The sequence below is a fragment of the Streptomyces sichuanensis genome, assembly GCF_020328095.1.
GTDB classification, from domain to species: domain Bacteria; phylum Actinomycetota; class Actinomycetes; order Streptomycetales; family Streptomycetaceae; genus Streptomyces; species Streptomyces cinnamoneus.
This window is the reverse complement of the sequence record NZ_JAIXMK010000162.1, coordinates 1-19,427: the sequence shown is the minus strand read 5'-3', so window position 1 is coordinate 19,427 and position 19,427 is coordinate 1. Positions and strand designations below refer to the sequence as shown.

General features: G+C 73.9%; 21 protein-coding genes and 1 pseudogene. 7 read left to right on the top strand and 15 right to left on the bottom strand.

Translation table 11 applies throughout. From position 1 onward, the window contains the following. The 3 genes and pseudogenes from LE181_RS29330 to sigE all read right to left on the bottom strand — a co-directional run. Positions 1 to 303, bottom strand: a pseudogene (locus tag LE181_RS29330) (protease); the annotation flags it as partial. A gap of 107 nt (positions 304 to 410) precedes the next feature. After that, positions 411 to 1,142 (bottom strand): zf-HC2 domain-containing protein, encoded by a 732-nt coding sequence (locus LE181_RS32540; protein WP_225664541.1) that lies wholly within the window; start codon positions 1,140 to 1,142, stop codon positions 411 to 413. Beyond that, a complete protein-coding gene (gene sigE / locus LE181_RS29320; protein WP_225664540.1) occupies positions 1,139 to 1,915 on the bottom strand; it encodes an RNA polymerase sigma factor SigE in 777 nt (258 codons plus the stop codon). The genes LE181_RS32540 and sigE overlap by 4 nt, the downstream gene beginning before the upstream one ends. A 189-nt stretch (positions 1,916 to 2,104) precedes the next feature. Here sigE and LE181_RS29315 point away from each other — a divergent pair, with 189 nt between their 5' ends. Continuing rightward, entirely contained in the window at positions 2,105 to 2,773 is a 669-nt protein-coding gene (locus tag LE181_RS29315; protein WP_225664539.1) for an O-methyltransferase, read from the top strand. A 233-nt stretch (positions 2,774 to 3,006) separates the two neighbouring features. Here LE181_RS29315 and LE181_RS29310 read toward each other — a convergent pair whose 3' ends face one another. Beyond that, positions 3,007 to 3,174 carry a DUF3117 domain-containing protein gene (locus LE181_RS29310; RefSeq protein WP_179198936.1) on the bottom strand — a complete coding sequence of 56 codons (168 nt, stop codon included), beginning with the start codon at positions 3,172 to 3,174 and terminating at the stop codon, positions 3,007 to 3,009. 332 nt (positions 3,175 to 3,506) lie between these two features. Between LE181_RS29310 and chcB the strand changes: the two genes are divergently transcribed. After that, a complete protein-coding gene (gene chcB, locus LE181_RS29305; RefSeq protein ID WP_225664538.1) occupies positions 3,507 to 4,307 on the top strand; it encodes a 2-cyclohexenylcarbonyl CoA isomerase in 801 nt (266 codons plus the stop codon). A 44-nt stretch (positions 4,308 to 4,351) separates the two neighbouring features. On the opposite strand, the gene LE181_RS29300 is transcribed toward chcB, so the two are convergent. Beyond that, positions 4,352 to 4,954 (bottom strand): DNA-3-methyladenine glycosylase I, encoded by a 603-nt coding sequence (locus tag LE181_RS29300; RefSeq protein ID WP_225664537.1) that lies wholly within the window; start codon positions 4,952 to 4,954, stop codon positions 4,352 to 4,354. After that, entirely contained in the window at positions 4,951 to 5,427 is a 477-nt protein-coding gene (locus LE181_RS29295; protein WP_225664536.1) for a DivIVA domain-containing protein, read from the bottom strand. Before LE181_RS29295 ends, LE181_RS29300 begins: the two co-directional genes overlap by 4 nt. Positions 5,428 to 5,534: 107 nt before the next feature. Here LE181_RS29295 and folP point away from each other — a divergent pair, with 107 nt between their 5' ends. Then, on the top strand, positions 5,535 to 6,395 hold the full coding sequence (folP, locus tag LE181_RS29290) for a dihydropteroate synthase (RefSeq protein WP_225664535.1): 861 nt from the start codon (positions 5,535 to 5,537) through the stop codon (positions 6,393 to 6,395). A gap of 160 nt (positions 6,396 to 6,555) precedes the next feature. On the opposite strand, the gene LE181_RS29285 is transcribed toward folP, so the two are convergent. Together LE181_RS29285 and dapE are read right to left on the bottom strand one after the other, a co-directional pair. Further along, positions 6,556 to 7,305, bottom strand: a complete 750-nt coding sequence (locus LE181_RS29285; protein WP_190113088.1) for an LOG family protein — start codon at positions 7,303 to 7,305, stop codon at positions 6,556 to 6,558. 91 nt (positions 7,306 to 7,396) lie between these two features. Beyond that, entirely contained in the window at positions 7,397 to 8,476 is a 1,080-nt protein-coding gene (gene dapE, locus LE181_RS29280; RefSeq protein WP_225664534.1) for a succinyl-diaminopimelate desuccinylase, read from the bottom strand. A 73-nt stretch (positions 8,477 to 8,549) separates the two neighbouring features. Between dapE and LE181_RS29275 the strand changes: the two genes are divergently transcribed. Continuing rightward, complete coding sequence (locus LE181_RS29275; protein ID WP_225664533.1) at positions 8,550 to 9,488, top strand: VldE C-terminal domain-containing protein; 939 nt, start codon at positions 8,550 to 8,552, stop codon at positions 9,486 to 9,488. A 289-nt stretch (positions 9,489 to 9,777) separates the two neighbouring features. Beyond that, complete coding sequence (locus tag LE181_RS29270) at positions 9,778 to 10,179, top strand: ATP-binding protein (protein ID WP_225664532.1); 402 nt, start codon at positions 9,778 to 9,780, stop codon at positions 10,177 to 10,179. An 89-nt stretch (positions 10,180 to 10,268) separates the two neighbouring features. On the opposite strand, the gene dapC is transcribed toward LE181_RS29270, so the two are convergent. Then, complete coding sequence (dapC, locus tag LE181_RS29265; RefSeq protein WP_225664531.1) at positions 10,269 to 11,366, bottom strand: succinyldiaminopimelate transaminase; 1,098 nt, start codon at positions 11,364 to 11,366, stop codon at positions 10,269 to 10,271. 130 nt (positions 11,367 to 11,496) lie between these two features. Continuing rightward, a complete protein-coding gene (gene fdxA / locus LE181_RS29260) occupies positions 11,497 to 11,826 on the bottom strand; it encodes a ferredoxin (RefSeq protein ID WP_030366150.1) in 330 nt (109 codons plus the stop codon). A gap of 114 nt (positions 11,827 to 11,940) precedes the next feature. Between fdxA and LE181_RS29255 the strand changes: the two genes are divergently transcribed. Both LE181_RS29255 and LE181_RS29250 read left to right on the top strand, forming a co-directional pair. Continuing rightward, entirely contained in the window at positions 11,941 to 12,945 is a 1,005-nt protein-coding gene (locus LE181_RS29255) for a GNAT family N-acetyltransferase (protein WP_225664530.1), read from the top strand. A 63-nt stretch (positions 12,946 to 13,008) separates the two neighbouring features. Beyond that, entirely contained in the window at positions 13,009 to 13,860 is an 852-nt protein-coding gene (locus LE181_RS29250; protein ID WP_225664529.1) for a transglutaminase-like and tetratricopeptide repeat-containing protein, read from the top strand. A gap of 16 nt (positions 13,861 to 13,876) precedes the next feature. Here LE181_RS29250 and LE181_RS29245 read toward each other — a convergent pair whose 3' ends face one another. The 5 genes from LE181_RS29245 to LE181_RS29225 form a co-directional block, all read right to left on the bottom strand. Then, a complete protein-coding gene (locus tag LE181_RS29245; protein ID WP_225664528.1) occupies positions 13,877 to 14,530 on the bottom strand; it encodes a response regulator transcription factor in 654 nt (217 codons plus the stop codon). A 25-nt stretch (positions 14,531 to 14,555) separates the two neighbouring features. After that, complete coding sequence (locus LE181_RS29240) at positions 14,556 to 15,788, bottom strand: sensor histidine kinase (RefSeq protein WP_372458535.1); 1,233 nt, start codon at positions 15,786 to 15,788, stop codon at positions 14,556 to 14,558. Between the two features lie 40 nt (positions 15,789 to 15,828). Further along, entirely contained in the window at positions 15,829 to 16,572 is a 744-nt protein-coding gene (locus LE181_RS29235; protein WP_225664527.1) for an ABC transporter permease, read from the bottom strand. Beyond that, positions 16,569 to 17,522, bottom strand: coding sequence for an ABC transporter ATP-binding protein (locus LE181_RS29230; protein ID WP_225664526.1), 954 nt, complete (start codon positions 17,520 to 17,522; stop codon positions 16,569 to 16,571). Before LE181_RS29230 ends, LE181_RS29235 begins: the two co-directional genes overlap by 4 nt. A 163-nt stretch (positions 17,523 to 17,685) precedes the next feature. Then, the coding region (locus LE181_RS29225; RefSeq protein ID WP_225664525.1) for a peptidoglycan binding domain-containing protein at positions 17,686 to 19,427 on the bottom strand (1,742 nt) is incomplete at its 5' end.

Genomic DNA, 19,427 nt, shown 5'->3' with positions numbered 1-19,427 from the left:
GGCCGCCGGCGCGGGTCCTGCGGCGGGCGGGGGCGTGCCCGGGGCGGGCGTCCCGGCGTAGGGGTGGGGCTGCGGCTCGGGCCCGCCCGGGTGAACGGGCGGGGGCGTCTGAGCGGCGGGAGGCAGGTCCGTGCCGTGGGCGGGGGTCACCGTGGGCCGCTGCACGGGCGGTGCGGGCGCCCACGGCCCGGGCCGGCCGTAGGGCGGGGTGCCGTACGGGTCGGGCGCGTGCAGGGGCGCCCGCTCCGTGCCGTCCCCGGCTGCAGCGGCGTCCTGCGGCGGCTGTGCCTTGCCCTCGTCCATGGTTCTCCCCACCGTTCCGTCCCTCGGGGCGCGCGTGCCGGTGGGCGGCGCGCCCCATGACGATTACACCAGGTCCTGCGGTGCGTGCGGAGGGGAGCCGGGCGCAATCAGCGCGCGGACGCCGCTCCGGTGAGGGGGTGGCGCGAGGTGTGCACCAGGGGAGGCAGCACGGGGGCGTCGGAGGGGCGCAGCAGCGCGACGCCCGCGGACGCCGGGGCCGTCAGAGGGACGGACACCTCCTTGGCCGCCGGCCGGGTGCGGCTCAGGTCGCGCTCCTCGCGGACCTGGCCGGGGGTCATGGCCAGCGAGGTCGTCGTGGCGCTCGGGCCGCCGCCACGGGCCCTGGGCGGCTCCACGGCCGTCTCCAGCGGCTGCGCGCCGACGAGCGCGAAGGCCGCCAGCGAGACCGCCCCGGCGGCGGCGAAGGCGAAGCGACGCCCCCGCGAGGCGCCGCGCGGCTCGACCTCGTGGATGCGGAAGCCGCGCTCACGCGGGTCCGGAGCCACCGGGAGCAGGGCGTACGCCTCCGCCCGTCCGGCGGAGGTGCCTCTTCCACGTGCCGGGCCGTCACCGCCGCCGTCGCGGTCGTCGCCGAGACCCTCGCCCGGCAGGCCCTGCAGGCGGGCCAGCAGGGAGGCCGAGAGCGGCGGGGGCGCGGCCTCCGCGAACACGCTCTTGAGCCGGCGCTGGGCGTCGGCTTCCGCTTTGCACTTGCAGCAGGTGGCGAGGTGCGCCAGCACCCGCTCCCGCGAATCGTGTCCCAACTCCCCGTCGACGAGGGCCGCGAGGCGGTCGCCGAGATGGTGCTCGGCGGGGGACGGACCGCCTGAACCGCTCACGCGATCCCTACCTCCCCACCCATCCGGATCCCCGGTGCCATTCCCGCCGTCGCGCGCTGCTCGGCCCGGGCGGCGGGCGAGCGGTGCTGGAGCGCCTTGCGCAGGTGGGAACGGCCGCGGTGGATGCGGCTGCGGACGGTGCCGAGCTTCACGCCGAGCGTCGCGGCGATCTCCTCGTAGGACAGCCCCTCGATGTCGCACAGGACGACCGCGGCGCGGAACTCCGGCGCGAGGGTGTCCAGCGCCTGCTGGACGTCGGCGTCGAAGTGCGTGTCGTTGAAGTGCTGCTGCGGGGAGGGCTCACGGCTGGGCAGCCGCTCCGCGGCGTCCTCGCCGAGCGCGTCGAAGCGGATGCGCTGCCGGCGGCGGACCATGTCGAGGAAGAGGTTGGTGGTGATGCGGTGCAGCCACCCCTCGAACGTGCCGGGGGTGTACGTGGACAGCGAGCGGAAGACGCGGACGAAGACCTCCTGCGTCAGGTCCTCGGCGTCGTGCTGATTGCCCGTGAGACGGTAGGCGAGGCGATAGACCCGTGCGCTGTGCGTGCTGACGATCTCCTCCCAGGTGGGAGGTGTCCACGCCGGTGCGTCCGCATCGGTGGCGAAGGCCGCGGTGGTTGCGGAGCTGGTGGCGCGGGTATCAGCGGTGTAGGTCACGGATTTCGGCTCGGGAGCGGACCGGAGTCCAAGGCGCCTCAGCACCCCTCGGCGGTCGCCGCCCGCAGCCGCACCTCCCCTGTCGGCTCTGGTGGTGTCCAGTGGAGCCCCTACCATATCCACCTCGCCCGTTAGCTCCGGATAAGCATTTTTGACCCGCTTTTTGGTCTTGCCCTGCCGTGATCCGTGACGCCCGGCCGGCGCCCGTCGGTTCCCCCTCCCGCCCGGCCTTCGCAAGGGCCCTTCCGCCCTTTCCAACGCCCGGTCCCATCTGCGGGTTCCCGTGGGCAGCGGATACAGTCACGGTTGCGTGGACTACGGGGACAGGAGAGGGCCATTACCGGCAACCAGCAGACGAGCTGGGCGTTCGCCGATGTGTTCGTCGCCGAGGACGAGGCGCTGCGCTGGGCCCGGGACCGGGCCTACGAGGCGGGCCTCCGCTCGGTGTCGAACGGCACCGGCGCTGCGCTGCGCCTGCTTGCCGCCGCCGCGGACGCCAAGGCCGTCGCGGAGATCGGCACCGGCACCGGGGTCTCCGGCATCCACCTCCTGCACGGCATGCGCCCGGACGGCGTGCTGACGACCGTGGACAGCGACCCGGAGTGCCAGCAGTTCGCCCGGCAGGCGTTCCGCGCGGCCGGCTTCGCCGGCAACCGCGCGCGCTTCATCCCCGGCCGTGCCCTGGAGGTCCTGCCGCGCCTGGCCGACGGCGGGTACGACCTGGTCTTCTGCGACGGTGACCGCACGGAGTGCCTCGACTACCTAGCCGAATCGTTGCGCCTGCTGCGCCCGGGCGGACTGGTCTGTTTCGAGGGCGTCTTCGCCGACGGCCGTACGGTCGACTCGGCGCTGCCGCCCGCCGAGGTGCAGCGGCTGCGCGAACTGCTGCGGGCCGTGCGGGAGTCCACGGCACTGGTGCCGTCCCTGCTGCCGGTGGGCGACGGCCTGCTGTGCGCGGTCCGGCGCGGCGGCTGACGGACCCGCGGGCGCCACGGCGTCGGAGACGGCGCGGACCCGGCCCGGAGACGGCGCGGGCGCCGGGCGGTCGCGGGACCGGGAACGAAGCGCATGCCGGGCCGTCGCGGGACCGGGAACGACGTGGGCGCCGGACGGACCCGGGGAGGCGCCGGCCGGAGCCGGGTACGCCACCGCCCCGGGACCGGAACGGGCCGGTAGCCGGGGCGGTGCGGGAATCCTGGGCCTGTGCGTCAGGCGGTGACCTTCTCCAGGGCCTCGCCGAGAGCCTTGGCCTCGTCAGGGGTCAGCTCGACGACGAGACGACCGCCGCCTTCGAGCGGAACCCGCATGACGATGCCCCGCCCCTCCTTGGTCACCTCGAGCGGGCCATCGCCCGTCCGCGGCTTCATGGCCGCCATGCTCGTTCCCCTTCCTGAAACCAGCTCATCGTCAGCCGACGGCCCTCTGGAAGGGCACACGTCACCGGCATCGAACACATTGCTTCCAGGTCATTATCCCGCATCGCGCGACCCAATGACCAACATCGGTCCGCATCCCTTCGGCAACGCGCTGCCGCAAAACCACTCAATTCGGGGATCGTCCTGCGTGAGTGCGTCGCTCTCAAGGCCATGACGCCACTCAATTGTTTGACGCAGGTCACATATCGGCTCCCGATGATCTCCGGCATGCTGAGCGCCTGGACGGCAGGGGGACACCCGCGTCCGCAACCGACCGAGGGAGGGACCGCACCATGGCCGACACCGTGCTGTACGAGGTGACCGACGGGCTGGCGACGATCACGATCAACCGCCCCGACGCCATGAACGCACTGAACACGGAGACCAAGGCCGCCCTCCGTGACGCCCTGCAGCACGCCGCCGCCGACGGGGACGTCCGGGCGGTCCTGCTGACCGCCACCGGGCGCGCCTTCTGCGTCGGGCAGGACCTCAAGGAGCACGTGGCCTCGCTGGCCGCCGACCGCGAGCGCGGCACCCGGACGACCATGGACACCGTCAAGGACCACTACAACCCCATCATCAGCGCCATCACCCGGATGCCCAAGCCGGTCGTGGCCGGGGTGAACGGCGTCGCGGCGGGCGCGGGGGCCGGCTTCGCCTTCGCGGCGGACTACCGGGTGGTGGCCGACTCGGCCGCCTTCAACACCTCCTTCGCCGGCGTCGCCCTGACCGCCGACTCGGGCGTCTCCTGGACCCTCCCCCGCCTGATCGGCCGGGGCCGGGCCACGGACCTGCTGCTCTTCCCGCGCAACGTGCCGGCCGAGGAGGCGTACGCCCTGGGCATGGCCGACAAGGTCGTGCCGGCGGCGGAGCTGGCCGCCGAGGCGGAGGCGGTCGCCCGCCGGCTGGCCGCGGGCCCGACCGCGGCCTACGCCGCGATCAAGGCGTCGCTGGCGTACGGGGCGGAGCACGGGCTGGCGGAGACGCTGGCCAAGGAGGACGAGCTGCAGGAAGCGGCGGGCGCGTCGGAGGACCACGGGATCGCCGTCGCCGCGTTCCTGGCGAAGGAGAAGCCGAAGTTCGTGGGGCGCTGAGCCGCCCGCCCGGCCCGCGGGCCGGGCTCAGGAACCGGACGGGCTCACGCCGGGCCCGTCCGGCCGCGGGCGTGGCAGCCGGAGAGGTGGTCGTCCACGAGGCCGCACGCCTGCATCAGGGCGTACGCCGTCGTCGGCCCCACGAAGCGGAAGCCGTGCTTCTTGAGGTCCTTGGCCAGGGCCGTCGACTCGGGGGTGATCGCGGGCACGTCGGCGAACGTCCGGGGTGCCACCCGGGCGGCTCCGGGCGCGTACGACCACACCATCGCGTCCAGCCCGCCGGGCCCCAGTTCGGCCGCCGCCCGGGCGTTGGCCAGCGCTGCCGCGATCTTGGCGCGGTTGCGGATGATGCCGGGGTCGGCGAGCAGCCGCTCGGCGTCGGCGTCCGTGAAGGCCGCGACCTTCTTGATGGAGAACCCGGCGAACGCCGCGCGGAACCCCTCGCGGCGGCGCAGGATCGTCAGCCAGGACAGCCCCGACTGGAACGCCTCCAGGCATATCCGCTCGTAGAGGGCGTCGTCGCCGTGGACGGGCCGGCCCCATTCGGTGTCGTGGTAGGCGCGGTAGTCCTCCCGGGACTCCGCCTCCAGGCCCCACGGGCAGCGCGCGAGCCCGTCCGGGCCGACGACCACTCCCGCCTCGCTCATGCGGTGCCCTCCTCGTCGCGCTTGCCGCCCCCGGCGCCGTCGGTCTTCTCGTCGCCCGGACGGCCGACGGGGCCCGTGCCGCCCTCGGTGTCCTCGGCGGGGCCGGAACCGGCCTCCCCGGCGGCGGGCGGCGCGTCCTGGGGGGCGATCAGCCCGCGGCCCCCCATCGCCGCGGCCTGCGCGCCCGCGAGCGCGGCCTCCAGCTCGGCGATGCGGGCGTCGCGCTCGGCGAGCTCGGCACCCAGCCGGTCCAGGACGTCGTCGGTCTCCGCCATGCGGTAGCCGCGCAGCACCATGGGCAGGCGCAGCGCCTCGACGTCGGCGCGGCCGACGGGCCGGCCGGCCGGCAGCGGCCAGGCCATGCGGTCCTGGGCGGGCTCGGGCAGGACGCCGGTGGTGTCGTCGCCGGAGGCGACGGCGAGCGTGACCGCGGCGACCACCACGACCAGCGCGATGAGCAAGAACCAGAACACGACCGTCTCCCCGTCAGTCCTCCGTCAGCCAAACCGTCCACTCTGATCGTGCCATGCCCCACTGACGGTTAAGGTCGCTGGCGGACCACGGAGAGGGAGTACGGAAGATGCTGCGGCTGGGACGACGCGAGTTCGACGCTCACGAGCCGGTGATCATGGCGATCGTGAACCGGACGCCCGACTCCTTCTACGACCAGGGCGCGACGTTCCGCGACGAGCCCGCGCTGGCCAGGGTGGAGCAGGCGATCGCGGAGGGCGCGGCGATCGTCGACATCGGCGGGGTGAAGGCGGGCCCCGGCGAGGAGGTGACCGCCGAGGAGGAGGCGCGCCGCACGGTCGGCTTCGTGGCCGAGGTGCGCCGGCGTCATCCGGACGTCGTCATCAGCGTCGACACCTGGCGGCACGAGGTCGGCGAGGCCGTCTGCGAGGCGGGGGCGGACGTGCTGAACGACGCGTGGGGCGGTGTGGACCCGAAACTCGCCGAGGTCGCGGCCCGTTACGGGGCGGGGCTGGTGTGCACGCACGCGGGCGGCGTCGAGCCGCGGACGCGGCCGCACCGGATCGCGTACGAGGACGTGATGGCGGACATCCTGCGCGTCACGCTGGGGCTGGCCGAGCGGGCCGTGAAGCTGGGGGTCCGGCGCGACGGCATCATGATCGACCCGGGGCACGACTTCGGGAAGAACACCCGCCACTCGCTGGAGGCCACCCGTCGCCTGGGCGAGATGGCGGAGACGGGCTGGCCCGTGCTGGTGTCGCTGTCGAACAAGGACTTCGTGGGCGAGACGCTCGACCGGCCGGTCAGGGAGCGGGTGCTGGGCACGCTGGCGACGACGGCCGTCTCGGCCTGGCTGGGCGCGCAGGTCTACCGCGTGCACGAGGTGGCGGAAACGAAGCAGGTGCTGGACATGGTGGCGTCCATCGCCGGCCACCGCCCGCCCGCAGTGGCCCGGCGGGGACTCGCCTGAGGTCCGCGCGGCGGATACCCCACCGCAACCGCCCACCCGCCGAGCCCCGCGAGGACGGCGTCGGGAGGCACGGCCGAAGCAGGTGCCGGACACGGCGGCGTCCATCGCCGGCCACCGCCCGCCCGCGGTGGCCCGGCGAGGGCTCGCCCGAGGGCGGGGCCTACGTCCCCGCCTCCTTGGTGACCACCCCGATCGCCTCGTCGACGTCGTCGGTGACGTGGAAGAGCTGCAGGTCGTGCAGGCCCACCTTGCCCTCGGCGACGAGGGTGTCGCGCAGCCAGCCGACCAGGCCCCGCCAGTAGGCGGAGCCGAAGAGGACGATGGGGAAGCGGGTGACCTTCTTGGTCTGCACGAGGGTGAGCGCCTCGAACAGCTCGTCCAGGGTGCCCAGCCCGCCGGGCAGGACCACGAAGCCGCTCGCGTACTTCACGAACATCGTCTTGCGGACGAAGAAGTAGCGGAAGTCGACGCCGAGGTTGACGTACGGGTTGAGCCCCTGCTCGAAGGGGAGTTCGATGCCGAGGCCGACGGACACGCCGCCCGCCTCCATCGCCCCCCGGTTGGCGGCCTCCATGGCGCCGGGCCCGCCACCGGTGATGACGGCGAAGCCCGCCTCGACCAGGCCGCGTCCGATGGCCACCCCGGCCTCGTACTCCGGGGTGCCCGGCCGGGTGCGGGCGGAGCCGAACACGCTGATCGCCGGTGGCAGTTCGGCGAGCGCTCCGAAGCCCTCGACGAACTCCGACTGGATGCGCAGGACCCGGAACGGGTCCTCGTGCACCCAGTCGGCGGTCCCTCTGGTGTCGAGCAGGTGCTGGTCGGTGGTGCCCGCCTGCATCTGGCCGAGCCGGCGCACGACCGGTCCCCGGCGCTGCTCGCGTCGCGTGCGCGACGTCTCGGGATTGCCCATACCGTGCTCCCTCCGCTGCGGTTCGCGGGAACCGCAGATCGTCGGATTCGTTGCCCCAGGGTAGGCCCGGGAACGGCGTGGCGAGGGGCCGTCAGCTCGTCAGCCAGGCGCGCAGCCGCTCCTCGCAGTGCGTGATCTTCGCGGTCGCCACGTGTTCGTCCCGCTTGTGCGCGTAGAGGGGGTCGGCGGGCCCGTAGTTGACGGCGGGGATGCCGAGGGCGCTGAAGCGCGCGACGTCCGTCCAGCCGAACTTGGGCCGGGCCTCGCCGCCCACGGCCTTCATGAAGGCGGCGGCGGCCGGGTGCGTGAGGCCCGGGCGGGCGGCGCCGGAGTGGTCGTCGACGACGAACTCGCTGACGCCGCAGTCGGCGAAGACCTCGCGGACGTGCGCGAGCGCCTCCTCCTCGGTCCGGTCGGGGGCGTAGCGGAAGTTCACCGTCACGGTGCACTCGTCGGGGATGACGTTGGTGGCGACGCCGCCGGTGATGCCCACGGCGTTGAGGCCCTCGTGGTACTCCAGGCCGTCGACGACCGGGCGGCGCGGCTCGTAGGCGGCGAGGCGGGCGAGGATCGGGGCGGCGGCGTGGACGGCGTTGGACCCCATCCAGCTGCGCGCCGAGTGGGCCCGCTCCCCCTTCGTGCGCAGCAGCACCCGCAGGGTGCCCTGGCAGCCGCCCTCGACCTGGGCGTCGGAGGGCTCCAGCAGGACGGCGAAGTCGCCCGCCAGCCACTCGGGGTGGGCCGCCGCGACGTGGCCGAGGCCGTTGAGGTGGGCGGCGACCTCTTCGTTGTCGTAGAAGACGAACGTCAGGTCGCGGTTGGGTGCGGGGACGGTCGCGGCGATGCGCAGCTGCACGGCGACGCCGGACTTCATGTCGCTGGTGCCGCAGCCCCACAGGATGCCCTGGTCGTCGAGGCGGGAGGGGACGTTGTCGGCGATCGGCACGGTGTCGATGTGGCCGGCGAGGATGACGCGCTCGGCGCGGCCGAGGTGCGTGCGGGCCACGACGTTGTTGCCGTGCCGGTCGACGGTCAGGTGCGGCAGGGCGCGCAGTTCCCGCTCGATGGCGTCGGCCAGCGGCTTCTCGGCACCGCTCTCGGAACGGATGTCGACGAGCTGGGCGGTGAGGGCGGCGGCGTCGAGGGAGAGGTCCAGTGCGGCGTGATCCATGCCGCGAGCCTAACGCGGCCGCCCCGACGGCCGGGCGCCTGCGGCGGGCGGTCTCTCAAGTAACGTGGCCCGCATGTCCCGGATCATCGTCACCCGCCGTGGCCGACTGCTGCGCACCGTGGCCGCCTGTGCCGTGCTGCTGGCGCTGATCGGGTACGGGATCGCCCAGCTGGTGACGGGCGGCCCGGGGGCGCCGCGCTGCACGGTGCGGGCGAACGGGGAGTCGTACTCCCTGGCTCCGGAGCAGGCCGTGAACGCGGCGACGATCTCGGCCGTGGGGTCCTCGCGGGGGCTGCCGGAGCGGGCGGTGACCATCGCGCTGGCGACGGCGATGCAGGAGTCGGGGCTGCGCAACATCCACCACGGGGACCGCGATTCGCTGGGTCTGTTCCAGCAGCGGCCGACGCAGGGCTGGGGCACGGCCGGGCAGATCACGGACCCGGTGTACGCGGCCGGGAAGTTCTACGACCACCTGGTGAAGGTGCCGGGGTACTCGCGGCTGCCGCTGACGGTGGCCGCGCAGAAAGTGCAGCGCAGTGGTTTCCCGCAGGCGTACGCCAAGCACGAGCCGGACGCCTCGCTACTGGCGCTGGCGCTGACGGGCCGCGTCGAGGCGGCGTTCAGCTGCACCCGCAGTCCCGGTGACGGCAAGCCCGGCAGCGGTGCGGCGGTGCGGGCGAAGCTGAAGCGGGAGTTCGGGGCGGGGGTGGTGCCGGCGGTGGCCGGCGCCCCGGCCGGCGAGGGCCGCTCCGGCGGTGCGGGGGACCCGCGGACGGTGGTCGTGCCGGTGCAGCCCGGGCCGGGGGCGGGGCCGGCGGAGGACGGGCCGGGGCGGCGCGGCTGGGAGCTGGCGTCGTGGGCCGTGGCGCACGCGGCGCAGCTGCGGGTGGAGCGCGTTTCCTTCGGCGACCGGGTGTGGACGGCGGAGAATTCCTCGGCCGGCTGGCGGAAATCGGGGGACGGAGGGTCCGGGAACGGCCCGGCCGAGGTGCGGATCACCACCGCTCAGTAGTGCGAGTGACCCCTCCCCGGGAGTACGTGCGGCATACGGGAGTTGTCGCCTCCCCGGCCATCCGCACGGGTTCTCGACTTACCCCCGGCGACCTTGTGACTAAAGGCTTTTAAGCCCTCCGTATTGATTGACAACCTGCCCGGTTTGGCAGGATTTCAACAGAGCCGATAATGCGACGCATTACTCACTCTTTACCTTGCTGCACCGCAACCTTCGCCGGGCTCACGCGGTAGTCACAGCGTCCGCTCGCCGGACAGCAACCGAACTCCCACTCCGTCAAAGGAGCAACATGTCCCTCCCCCTCACGCGTCGGATCGCCCGCGCCGCCCTGCTCGTCGCGGCGGCCGCTCCCATCGTCGGTGCGGCGGCCGGCACTGCGAGCGCCGCGGACCTGGTCAAGGCCCCCGACCTCGGCGGACTGAGCGCGGTGGACAGCGCCAACCTGGGCAACAACATCGACTCCGCCTCCCAGCAGGCCGGGAGCACGGCGACGGGCGTCGGCAACAAGGCCGTCAGCACCACCACCAGCACGGTGGGCAAGGCCAGCAAGGAGCAGGTCCCGGCCGTACAGAAGGCCGCGGGCCAGGTGGCGGGCGGCCTCGGCCAGGCCGCGGGCAACACCGCTCAGGGCGTCACCAAGAGCGGCCTGCCCACCCAGGGCCTGCCGACCAAGGGCCTTCCCCTCGGCTGAACCACTCGGCACCGCTCCGTGGAGCACCCACAGGGGGCCCGGGACTCACCGTCCCGGGCCCCCTGCGCGCGTAGGCGAGGACGTAGGGGCTACTCGGCCAGACGCCGGACCGCCGCCTCGACGCGCTCGTCGGTGGCGGTGAAGGCGATCCGGACGAACCGCTCGCCCGCCGCCCCGTAGAAGTCGCCCGGGGCGACCAGAATGCCGCGCTTGGACAGCTCGCCGACCGTGTCCCAGCACGGCTCGTCGCGCGTGGCCCACAGGTAGAGCGACGCCTCGCTGTGCTCGATCCGGAAGCCCGCGCCCTCGAAGGCGGTCCGCAGCGCCGACCGGCGGGCGGCGTAGCGGGCGCGCTGCTCGGTGACGTGCGCGGTGTCGGCCAGGGCCGCGACCGTGGCGGCCTGGACGGGCGCCGGGATCATCATGCCGCCGTGCTTGCGGATCTTCAGCAGCTCACCGAGGACGGCGGCGTCACCGGCGATGAAGGCGGAGCGGTAGCCGGCCAGGTTGGAGCGCTTGGAGAGCGAGTGGACGGCGACGATGCCCTCGTAGGAGCCGCCGCAGATGTCCGGGTGCAGCACCGAGACCGGCTCGGCCTCCCAGCCCAGCTCCAGGTAGCACTCGTCGCTGACGACCAGGACGCCGTGCTCGCGCGCCCAGGCGACGGCGCGGCGCAGCTCCTCCGGGGAGAGGACGCGGCCGGTCGGGTTGGACGGCGAGTTCAGCCAGAGCAGCTTCAGGCCGGCCGGGTCGAGCTCCGTGGGCTCGTCGTAGACGACGGGCTCGGCGCCGGCCAGGCGGGCGCCGACCTCGTACGTCGGGTAGGCGAGGCGCGGGTAGGCGACCTTGTCGCCCGCGCCGAGGCCGAGCTGGGTCGGCAGCCAGGCCACCAGCTCCTTGGAACCGACAACCGGGAGCACGTTGGTGTGCTCCAGGCCCCGCGCGCCCAGGCGCCGCTCCGCCCAGCCGGTGAGCGCGTCCCGCAGCGCGGCCGTGCCCCACACCGTCGGATAGCCGGGGCTGTCGGCGGCGGCCGCCAGCGCCTGCCGGATCACGGCGGGCACCGGGTCGACCGGGGTGCCCACCGAGAGGTCGACGATGCCGTCGGGGTGGGCGGCCGCGGTGGCCTTGTACGGCTCAAGCCGGTCCCAGGGGAAGACGGGGAGGCGGGAAGAGACTGCGCTCACGATGTTCGCTGCTCGCTCTCTTGCGGCGTGGGGGTGCGTGGGGTAAGGCGGCGGGACGCGACGGCGCCCGGCGCGGGAAACGCCGCGGCCCCGTACGGCGGAGGGCCGTACGGGGCCGCGGCGGCGCCGCTCAGTGCTCGGGGTTGATGTCCGCGGGCAGCGCGGCGATGAAGGGGTGGTCCCGCTCGATCAGGCCGAGCTTGGAAGCACCACCGGGCGAACCGAGCTCGTCGAAGAACTCGACGTTCGCCTTGTAGTAGTCCTTCCACTCCTCGGGAGTGTCGTCCTCGTAGAAGATCGCCTCGACCGGGCAGACCGGCTCACAAGCGCCGCAGTCGACGCATTCGTCCGGGTGGATGTACAAGGACCGGGAGCCCTCGTAGATGCAGTCGACGGGGCACTCCTCGATGCACGCCTTGTCCTTCACGTCGACACAAGGCTGCGCGATGACGTAGGTCACGCTGTCGTTCCTCCTCGGTAGGGCTCATCTCGCGCGGGAGCGCGGCGTCGTCGATGCCCACACCTAGTATCTCCCTCCCCGGGCACATGACGAACAAGAGGGGCGGGCAGAGCTGTGGAATTCACCACTGGCGGAAGGCTGGAAGTCCGGATCACCGCGGCAGATGTGGGAAAAAGGGTCTCCGTACGGCGGGTGAACGACACCGCGACTTCGCCGGAGCGTTTCACCGACACCGTCGGAATGCTCGATTCCTGGGAGGGCGGTGTGCTGCGGATCACACGCCGGAACGGTGAGGCGGTGGAGATCGCGGAGACGGCGCTCGTCGCCGGCAAGGTCGTCCCGGCGGCACCCGCCCGGCGGCGGGGCCCCGCGGCCGGCCGACGCGAGCTCCAGGAGATCGCGGCCCGCGGCTGGCCCGCCCGGGAGACCGAGCGGCTGGGCGGCTGGACGCTGCGCGCGGCCGGCGGCTTCACCACCCGGGCCAACTCGGTGCTTCCCCTGGGCGATTGCGGGCTGCCGCTGCCGGCGGCGCTGGAGCGGGTGACCGCCTGGTACGCCGCACGCGGGCTGCCCGCGCGCGTGCAGGTCACCACGGACGACCCGGCGGCCGACGAGGTGCTCGACGCCGAGCTGGCGCGGCGCGGCTGGACGGCCGAGCGGTACGCCCTGATGCGGACGGCCGCGCTGGCGCCGATCGCCGACCGGGACGTGGCCGCGGCCGAGGTGCTGCTGACCCGGGCGCCGGACGAGGCGTGGCTGGCGGCGTACGGGCGGACCGGCGCCGACCCCACGGACGCGCTGGCCGTGCTGGGCGGCGGGCCCTCGGTCCTCTTCACGACCGTGCCGGGGGAGCCCGGCGAGCCCCCGGCGGCGATAGCGCGCTGTGTGGTCGACGGCCGGTGGGCGGGGTTCGCCGCGCTGGACGTGAGCCCGAACCGGCGACGGCAGGGGCTGGGCACCCTCGTCATGGCCCGGCTGGCCCGGGCGGCGCTGGACGAGGGTGCCTCGGCGGCGTACCTGCAGGTGGAGACGGACAACGCGGCGGCGGCCGCGCTCTACGACGAGCTCGGTTTCACCACGCACCACGCCTATCACTACCGTCGCGAGCCGCAGCGGTAGCCACGGTCGCACCATGGACAGTGGCGGTGGCTGCACCATCGCCCCGAGGGGTACGAGGCACGCATGTACGACGACACCACTGAGCGACGGCGGCGGTTCGCGGAGGCGGCCCGGGACGACCGGCCCGACCTGGCACTGCTGTGCCTGCTGGTCTCCGCGGAGGCCGCGGCGGGGGCCGGGCCCGGGCTGCGGGAGGACGCGGCCGACGCCGCGCAGATGGAGCTGGACCGGCTGACCGGGCTGCTGCCCGCCCTCGGGCGCCGGGCGGAGCCCCGGCACTGGGCCCAGGCGCTGGCGGAGCTGCTCGGCGGGCGCTGCGGCTTCCACGGCACGCCGGCGGACTACCGGCGGCTGGAGTCCTCGCTGCTGGACGAGGTGCTCCGGCGGCGGCGCGGGCTGCCGATCCTGCTGTCCGTGATCTGGATGGAGGTCGCCCGGCGGGCCGGCGCACCCGTATACGGGGTGGCACTGCCCGGGCACTTCGTCGTCGGCTTCGGCGACCCGTTCGGGCACCACGTGCTGGCCGACCCCTTCGAGGGGGGCCGGATCCTCTCCGAGGAGGACGCGGGGCTGCTGATCGCGGGCGCGACCGGGGCCCCGCTGACGCCGTCGCTGTTCTCCCCGGCCGAGCCGCTGGAGATCGTCCTGAGGGTGCTGAACAACATCCGCGCCTGGGCGGCGGCCCGCCCCGAGCGCAGCGACGTCCAGCTGTGGGCCGTGGAGCTCTCCCTGCTCCTGCCCACCCATCCGGCCCGGCTGCGCTACGAGCGCGCCGAGCTGCTCGTGGAGCGCGGCGACTTCGCCCGCGGCGCGCGCGAGCTGGAGGAGTACGCCGAGGTGATCGCCCCGGTGGAGCCCACGGCCGCCGAGACCGTGCGCCACCAGGCGCTGGCCGCGCGGGCCATGCTCAACTGAGGGCGGCGCCCGGGCGTCAGAGCCAGCCCTTGTCGCGGGCGATGCGCACCGCCTCCGCGCGGTTGCGGGCGCCCGTCTTCTGGATCGCGGTCGAGAGGTAGTTGCGGACCGTGCCGTGCGAGAGGTGCAGGGCCTTCGCCAGCTCGGCGTTGGTGGAGCCGTCCGCCGAGGCGGCCAGGACGGCCCGCTCGCGGTCGGTGAGCGGGTTGGCGCCCTCGGCGAGGGCGGCCGCCGCCAGCGTCGGGTCGATGACCCGCTCGCCGCGCAGCACCCGGCGCACCGCCTCCGCCAGCCGGGCGGCGGGGGCGTCCTTGACCAGGAAGGCGTCGGCGCCGGACTCCATGGCCCGGCGCAGGTAGCCCGGCCGCCCGAAGGTCGTCAGGATGACGACCTTGAGCTGCGGCAGCTCGCGCCGCAGCAGTGCCGCCGCGTCGAGCCCGGTCATCCCCGGCATCTCGATGTCCAGCAGGGCCACGTCGACCGGGGTGCGGCGGGCAGCGTCGAGGACCTCGTCGCCGCGGGCGACCTGGGCGACGACGTCGATGTCCCCCTCCAGGCCCAGGAGCGCGGCCAGCGCCTCCCGGACCATCGACTGGTCCTCGGCGAGGAGGACCCTGATGGTGGGCCGGCCGGAATCGCCGGCGGGGGCTGCGGGCTGAGCTGCTGTCACAGCGACAGGGTAGGCGCCCGGGCGCTCAGCTCTGCCGCTGCGCCTGCACTTCCGCCTCCACGACGGGGCGCGAGAGCGGTACACACGCCCGCAGCCGGAACCCGCCGCGCGGGCCGGCACCGGTCTCCAGCCGGCCGTCGGCGAGCGCCAGCCGCTCGGCGAGGCCGGTCAGGCCGTTGCCCGGCGAACCGCCGGGCCCGCGGCCGTTGTCGGTGACGGTCAGGCACATCTCGTCGCCGTCCTCGGCGAGCGTCACCTCGCAGCGGTGCGCGCCGCTGTGCCGCACCACGTTGGTCACCGCCTCGCGCAGCGCCCACGCCAGCGCGCCCTCCTCGTCGGGCGGCAGGTCGGGGTGGGCGTCGGTGGTGCCGGTGAGGTCGATGGCGATGCCGGCGGCGGCCAGGGCCGTGCGGGCCCCGGCCAGTTCGGCCTCCAGGGTGGGCCGGCGGAAGCCGCTCACCGCCTCCCGGACGTCGACGAGGGCCTGCCGGCTGACCCGTTCGATGTCGGCGACCTGCTGGGCGGCCTGCTCGGGCCGGTCGGGCAGCATCCGCCCGGCCAGCTCGCTCTTGAGCGTGATGAGCGACAGGGAGTGCCCCAGCAGGTCGTGCAGGTCCCGGGCGAGCCGCAGCCGTTCCTCGTTCGCCGCGAGGTGGGCCACCGTGGCGCGCGCCTCGCGCAGTGCCCTGGTGGTGAGGGCCATCTGGCGCACCCCCGTCATCGCGAAGCCGCCGAGCAGCGCCGGGACGATGAGGGCGAAGAGGTAGTCGCTGACGCCCGGCTGAGTGGCCCCGATGGCCGCCAGTACCCCCGTGACCAGCGGAATCGCGATACGTGCCAGCTTCGCCGGCAGGACTGCGCCGGAAGCGACGCAGACGTAGACGAAGAGCACGAGCCACGCGCCGCCGAGCGTCAGCGACAGCAGAGTGGCGAGCGTGGTGAGCCCGCCGAGACAGAGGAGCACCAGGCCCCGGTCCAGGGCACGGACGGTGTGCCGGAGGACGAGGGTGAGATAGCCGGCGACGAAGGCCAGCAGGCCCAGGCCGCCGAGTACGTCCGCGGTGCGGGTGTGGTGGTCGGCGAGGACGTCGTCGACGGGCGCCGCCATGTAGGCGAACCAGATGGCGATCCAGATCAGCTTGACGATCGCCTGCCGGCGGTTGTCCGGCTCGGCGCCGATGCCGACGGTGTACGACGCGTCGTCCCGGACCTCCATGACGGCGCGCCACGGATTCCAGCGGCGCTCTCGTCCGGCCATGTCCCCGTCTCCCTGTCGTGTCGTTGCACCGCGGACCGGTTCAGGCCCTGCGGGTGTCCTTGCGGTAGAGCCAGGCCGCGCACCCGGCGAAGAGGACAAGGTAGGCGACGAGCAGGCCGACGTCCCTCAGGTGCGGCGCGTCGCCGACCTCGATGGCCTGGCCGAGCGCCGCGTAGGCGTGGGTGGGCGTCCACTTGGCGATGGACTGCAGCCAGTCCGGGAAGGTCGTGGTCGGCATCCACAGGCCGCCCAGGATGGACAGGGCGAAGTAGATGATGAACGTGACCGGACGGACGGCGTCACCGGTGGCGAGGTAGCCGATGGCCACGCCGAGCGCGGCGAAGACGATGCTGCCGGCCCAGATCGAGCCCACCAGCGCCGCCCACTGCCAGGCGGCGTCCAGGCGCACGCCCTTGACCACGGCCGCGATGGCGAAGACGGCGAGGATCGCGGGGAGGGAGACGACGGAGGCGGAGGCGACCTTGGCCGCCACGTAGCCGCGGCCCGGCAGGGCGGTGAGGCGCAGCTGGCGCACCCAGCCCTTCTCCCGCTCCTTGGCGATCCTCTCGCTGTTGCCGACGAGGACGGCGGTGATGGCGCCGAAGGAGGCCATGGAGACCATCATCAGCAGCGGGAGGGTGAGCTTCGTGCCCTCGACGAGCTCGGCGTTGCTGGCGCCACCGGCGATCAGCAGGTAGAGCACCGCCGGGTAGAGCACGGAGAAGAACACGAACTTCTTGTTGCGCAGGGTGCGCGTGATTTCCAGCTTGACGAGAGTCTTCATCGGGCCGCCTCCTCGGCGGTCGCGGCGTCGTTGATGGCGAGGAATGCCTGCTCCAGGCCGAGGCCCGCGACCTCCAGGTTGCGCGGGTAGAGGCCGAGCCCGTAGAGGGCGTGGACGGTGGCGTCGGCGTCGTGGGACTGGATGCGCACCGTGCGGCCGGACATCTCCAGCGAGGCGAGGAAGGGCAACTCGCGGAGCGCGGCCTCGCCGACCGGCTGGTCGAGGTCGAAGACGATGCGCCGGGCGCCGGCTTTGGCCTTGATCTCCGCGGCCGAGCCGTCGGCGAGCAGCCTGCCGCCGCGCAGCACGATGACGCGGTCGGCGATGGCGTCGGCCTCTTCGAGGTAGTGCGTGGCGAAGAGGATCGTGCGGCCCTGGCGGGTCTGCTCGCGCATCACCTGCCAGAACGCCTGGCGGGCCGAGACGTCCATGCCGGTCGTCGGCTCGTCCAGGACGATGAGGTCGTTGGCGCCGGCCGTTGCCATCGCGAAGCGCACCCGCTGCTCCTGGCCACCGGAGAGCTTGTTGACCATGCGGTCGGCGATGCCGGTGAGGTCGGCCGCCTCCAGCACCTGCTCCAGGGGGAACGCCTTGGGGTGCAGGTCGCAGGCGAGCTTCACCAACTCCCGGACCTTCACCTCCTCCATCAGCCCGCCGGACTGCAGCATGGCGCCGACCCGCCCCTGGAGGATGGCCTCCTGCGGCGTCGTGCCGAAGACCTCGACGCGCCCGGCGTCGGGGTTGCGCAGGCCCAGCAGCAGGTCCAGCGTGGAGGACTTGCCCGCGCCGTTGGGGCCGAGCAGGGCGACGGTCTCGCCCGGGTACAGATCGAGGCTCAGATCGGCGACGGCGCGCACGGTGCCGTAGTTCTTGCTGACGTTCTCAAAGCTGACCACGGGGGCGCCCGTGCGGCGCCCGTCCCCCGTGTTGACGCTTGCAGTGGTGGTCATGGAAGACATCTTCGCTGGCCAGTGGCCACCGCCGGCAGTGTCGGACGTCGTGGACCGGGGATGACAGATGTCATGGACGGATCCATGCCCGGACGCGGACGAGCCCCCGTGCCGGCAGGGGCGCGGGGGCTCGTGCGTACGGCTCGTACGCGGTGCGGGCGGGTCAGCCCTGCGTGATGGTGACGATGCGCTCGGCCGGGGTCTTGCCGCGCAGCGCCTTGCCGAGGGCGCCGGCGACGTCCGTCGGCTGGACGGGCGTCTTGCTGCCGTTGCCGCGGGTGATGAGCACGCCGTTGAAGGCGGAGCCGTACAGCTCCTTGATCGCCTCCAGGTCGTAGCTCTCGACGAGCTTGCCGTTGACCTCCTTGACGGAAAGGATCTTCGGCAGCGAGCGGTCCGGACCGAAATTGATCTTGTGGGCCGGATCGGTCTGGATCGTCACCAGACCGGACATCGCGGGCGTCGCGAAGTCCTTCATCATCCGGTCGACCTCGGCGTTGGCCACCTTCGGCTGCTGGTCGGAGGTGGCCAGCATGACGGTCGGGTTGTTGCCCGTCGCCGCCCGGTCGCGGAACGCCTTGGAGACGGCCTTGACCGAGGAGTCCACGTCCACGCCCTTGTACGGCTGGCCGTAGACGGGCACGGCCTTGCCGGGCTCGAACTTGATGGTGCCGTCCTTCGCCGCCCCGGTCTCGCCGGCCAGGGTCTTGATCGCGGCGGCGATCTTCTCCTCGTCCGCGATGACGGTCGGCTCGGCCGTGCGGCTCTGGCCGATGAGCGAACCGAGGACGGTGACGGGGTTGTAGTCCCGCCCGGCCGCGGCGCGCACGGTGGCCTGGGTGTCGATGGACAGGCCGGCCACGGACGGCTTGAGGTCGGCCGCCTTGCCGCCGATGGAGACCTTCAGCGGGGCGCCGACGCGCTGGCCGAGGGCGGAGTCCAGCTTCTGGACGGCCTGCTCCTTGGACGTGCCGCCGATGTCGACGCCGAGCACCGTGGTGCCGTTCGGGACGTCGGCGTGGTCGAGCAGCAGCCCGGCGCCGTACGCGAGGCCGACCAGGCCGACCAGGCCACCGCCCAGGAGGACGAGCTTGGAGCGGCCCTTCTTCTTGGGCGCGCTCTTCGGGGCGGCCTTGGCAGGGGCCTTGGGAGCGCCCTTCGCCGGGGGCTTGGGCACGGCCGGCGCGGGCTTCGCGGCGGCCGCGGCCGGCTTCGGCTTGGGCACGGGCACGCGGGGCGCACCGGTGTCGACGGGGGACTTGGGGCCCTGGCCGGGCGCCGGGGACACCGGCGGCACGCCGCTGACCAGCGTCTGGCCGGCCGGACCGGCGGCGGGGGCGGGCGCCGCGTTCTTCGGGCCGCGCTTCTTCTTGCCCTTGCCCTGCGCGTTGCCCTGGGGCTGAGCGTTGCCCTGGCCCTGGGCGTTGCCGCGGCCTGCCGCGGGCTTGCCGGCGCCCTGCGGGCCCGGGCCCTGGACGGCCGGGAAGCCCTCGCGCGGCGTGTCCGTCCGCGCGCCGGCGAAGGCGGCGCCCCCGGCGGGAACGCCCCCGATGGTGGGCGCGGGGAACTGCTGCGTGGTGGAGGCGGCAGGGGCCTGCGGTGCGGTGCCGGAGGTGCCGGCGCCGCTCGGCCAGGGGGCGTTGCCCTTCTTCTGCTGCTGCGCACCGCCGCCGGCGTTCTGGCCGCCGGGCCACGGGGTCGCGGACGTGGTGGAGGAACCGCCCGGCCAGTCGTCGACCGGCGCCTGCGGCTCACCCGGCCACGGAGCCGCACCGTTCGCCGGAGCAGAAGGAGCGGCAGGAGCGGCGGGGGCGGGGGCGGAGACCTGCGGGACGGCACCGGTCGCCGTCGCGTCGCCCTGCCAGGGCGCACCCGCGCCCGCGGCCGGGGCGCCGGGCACCGGCG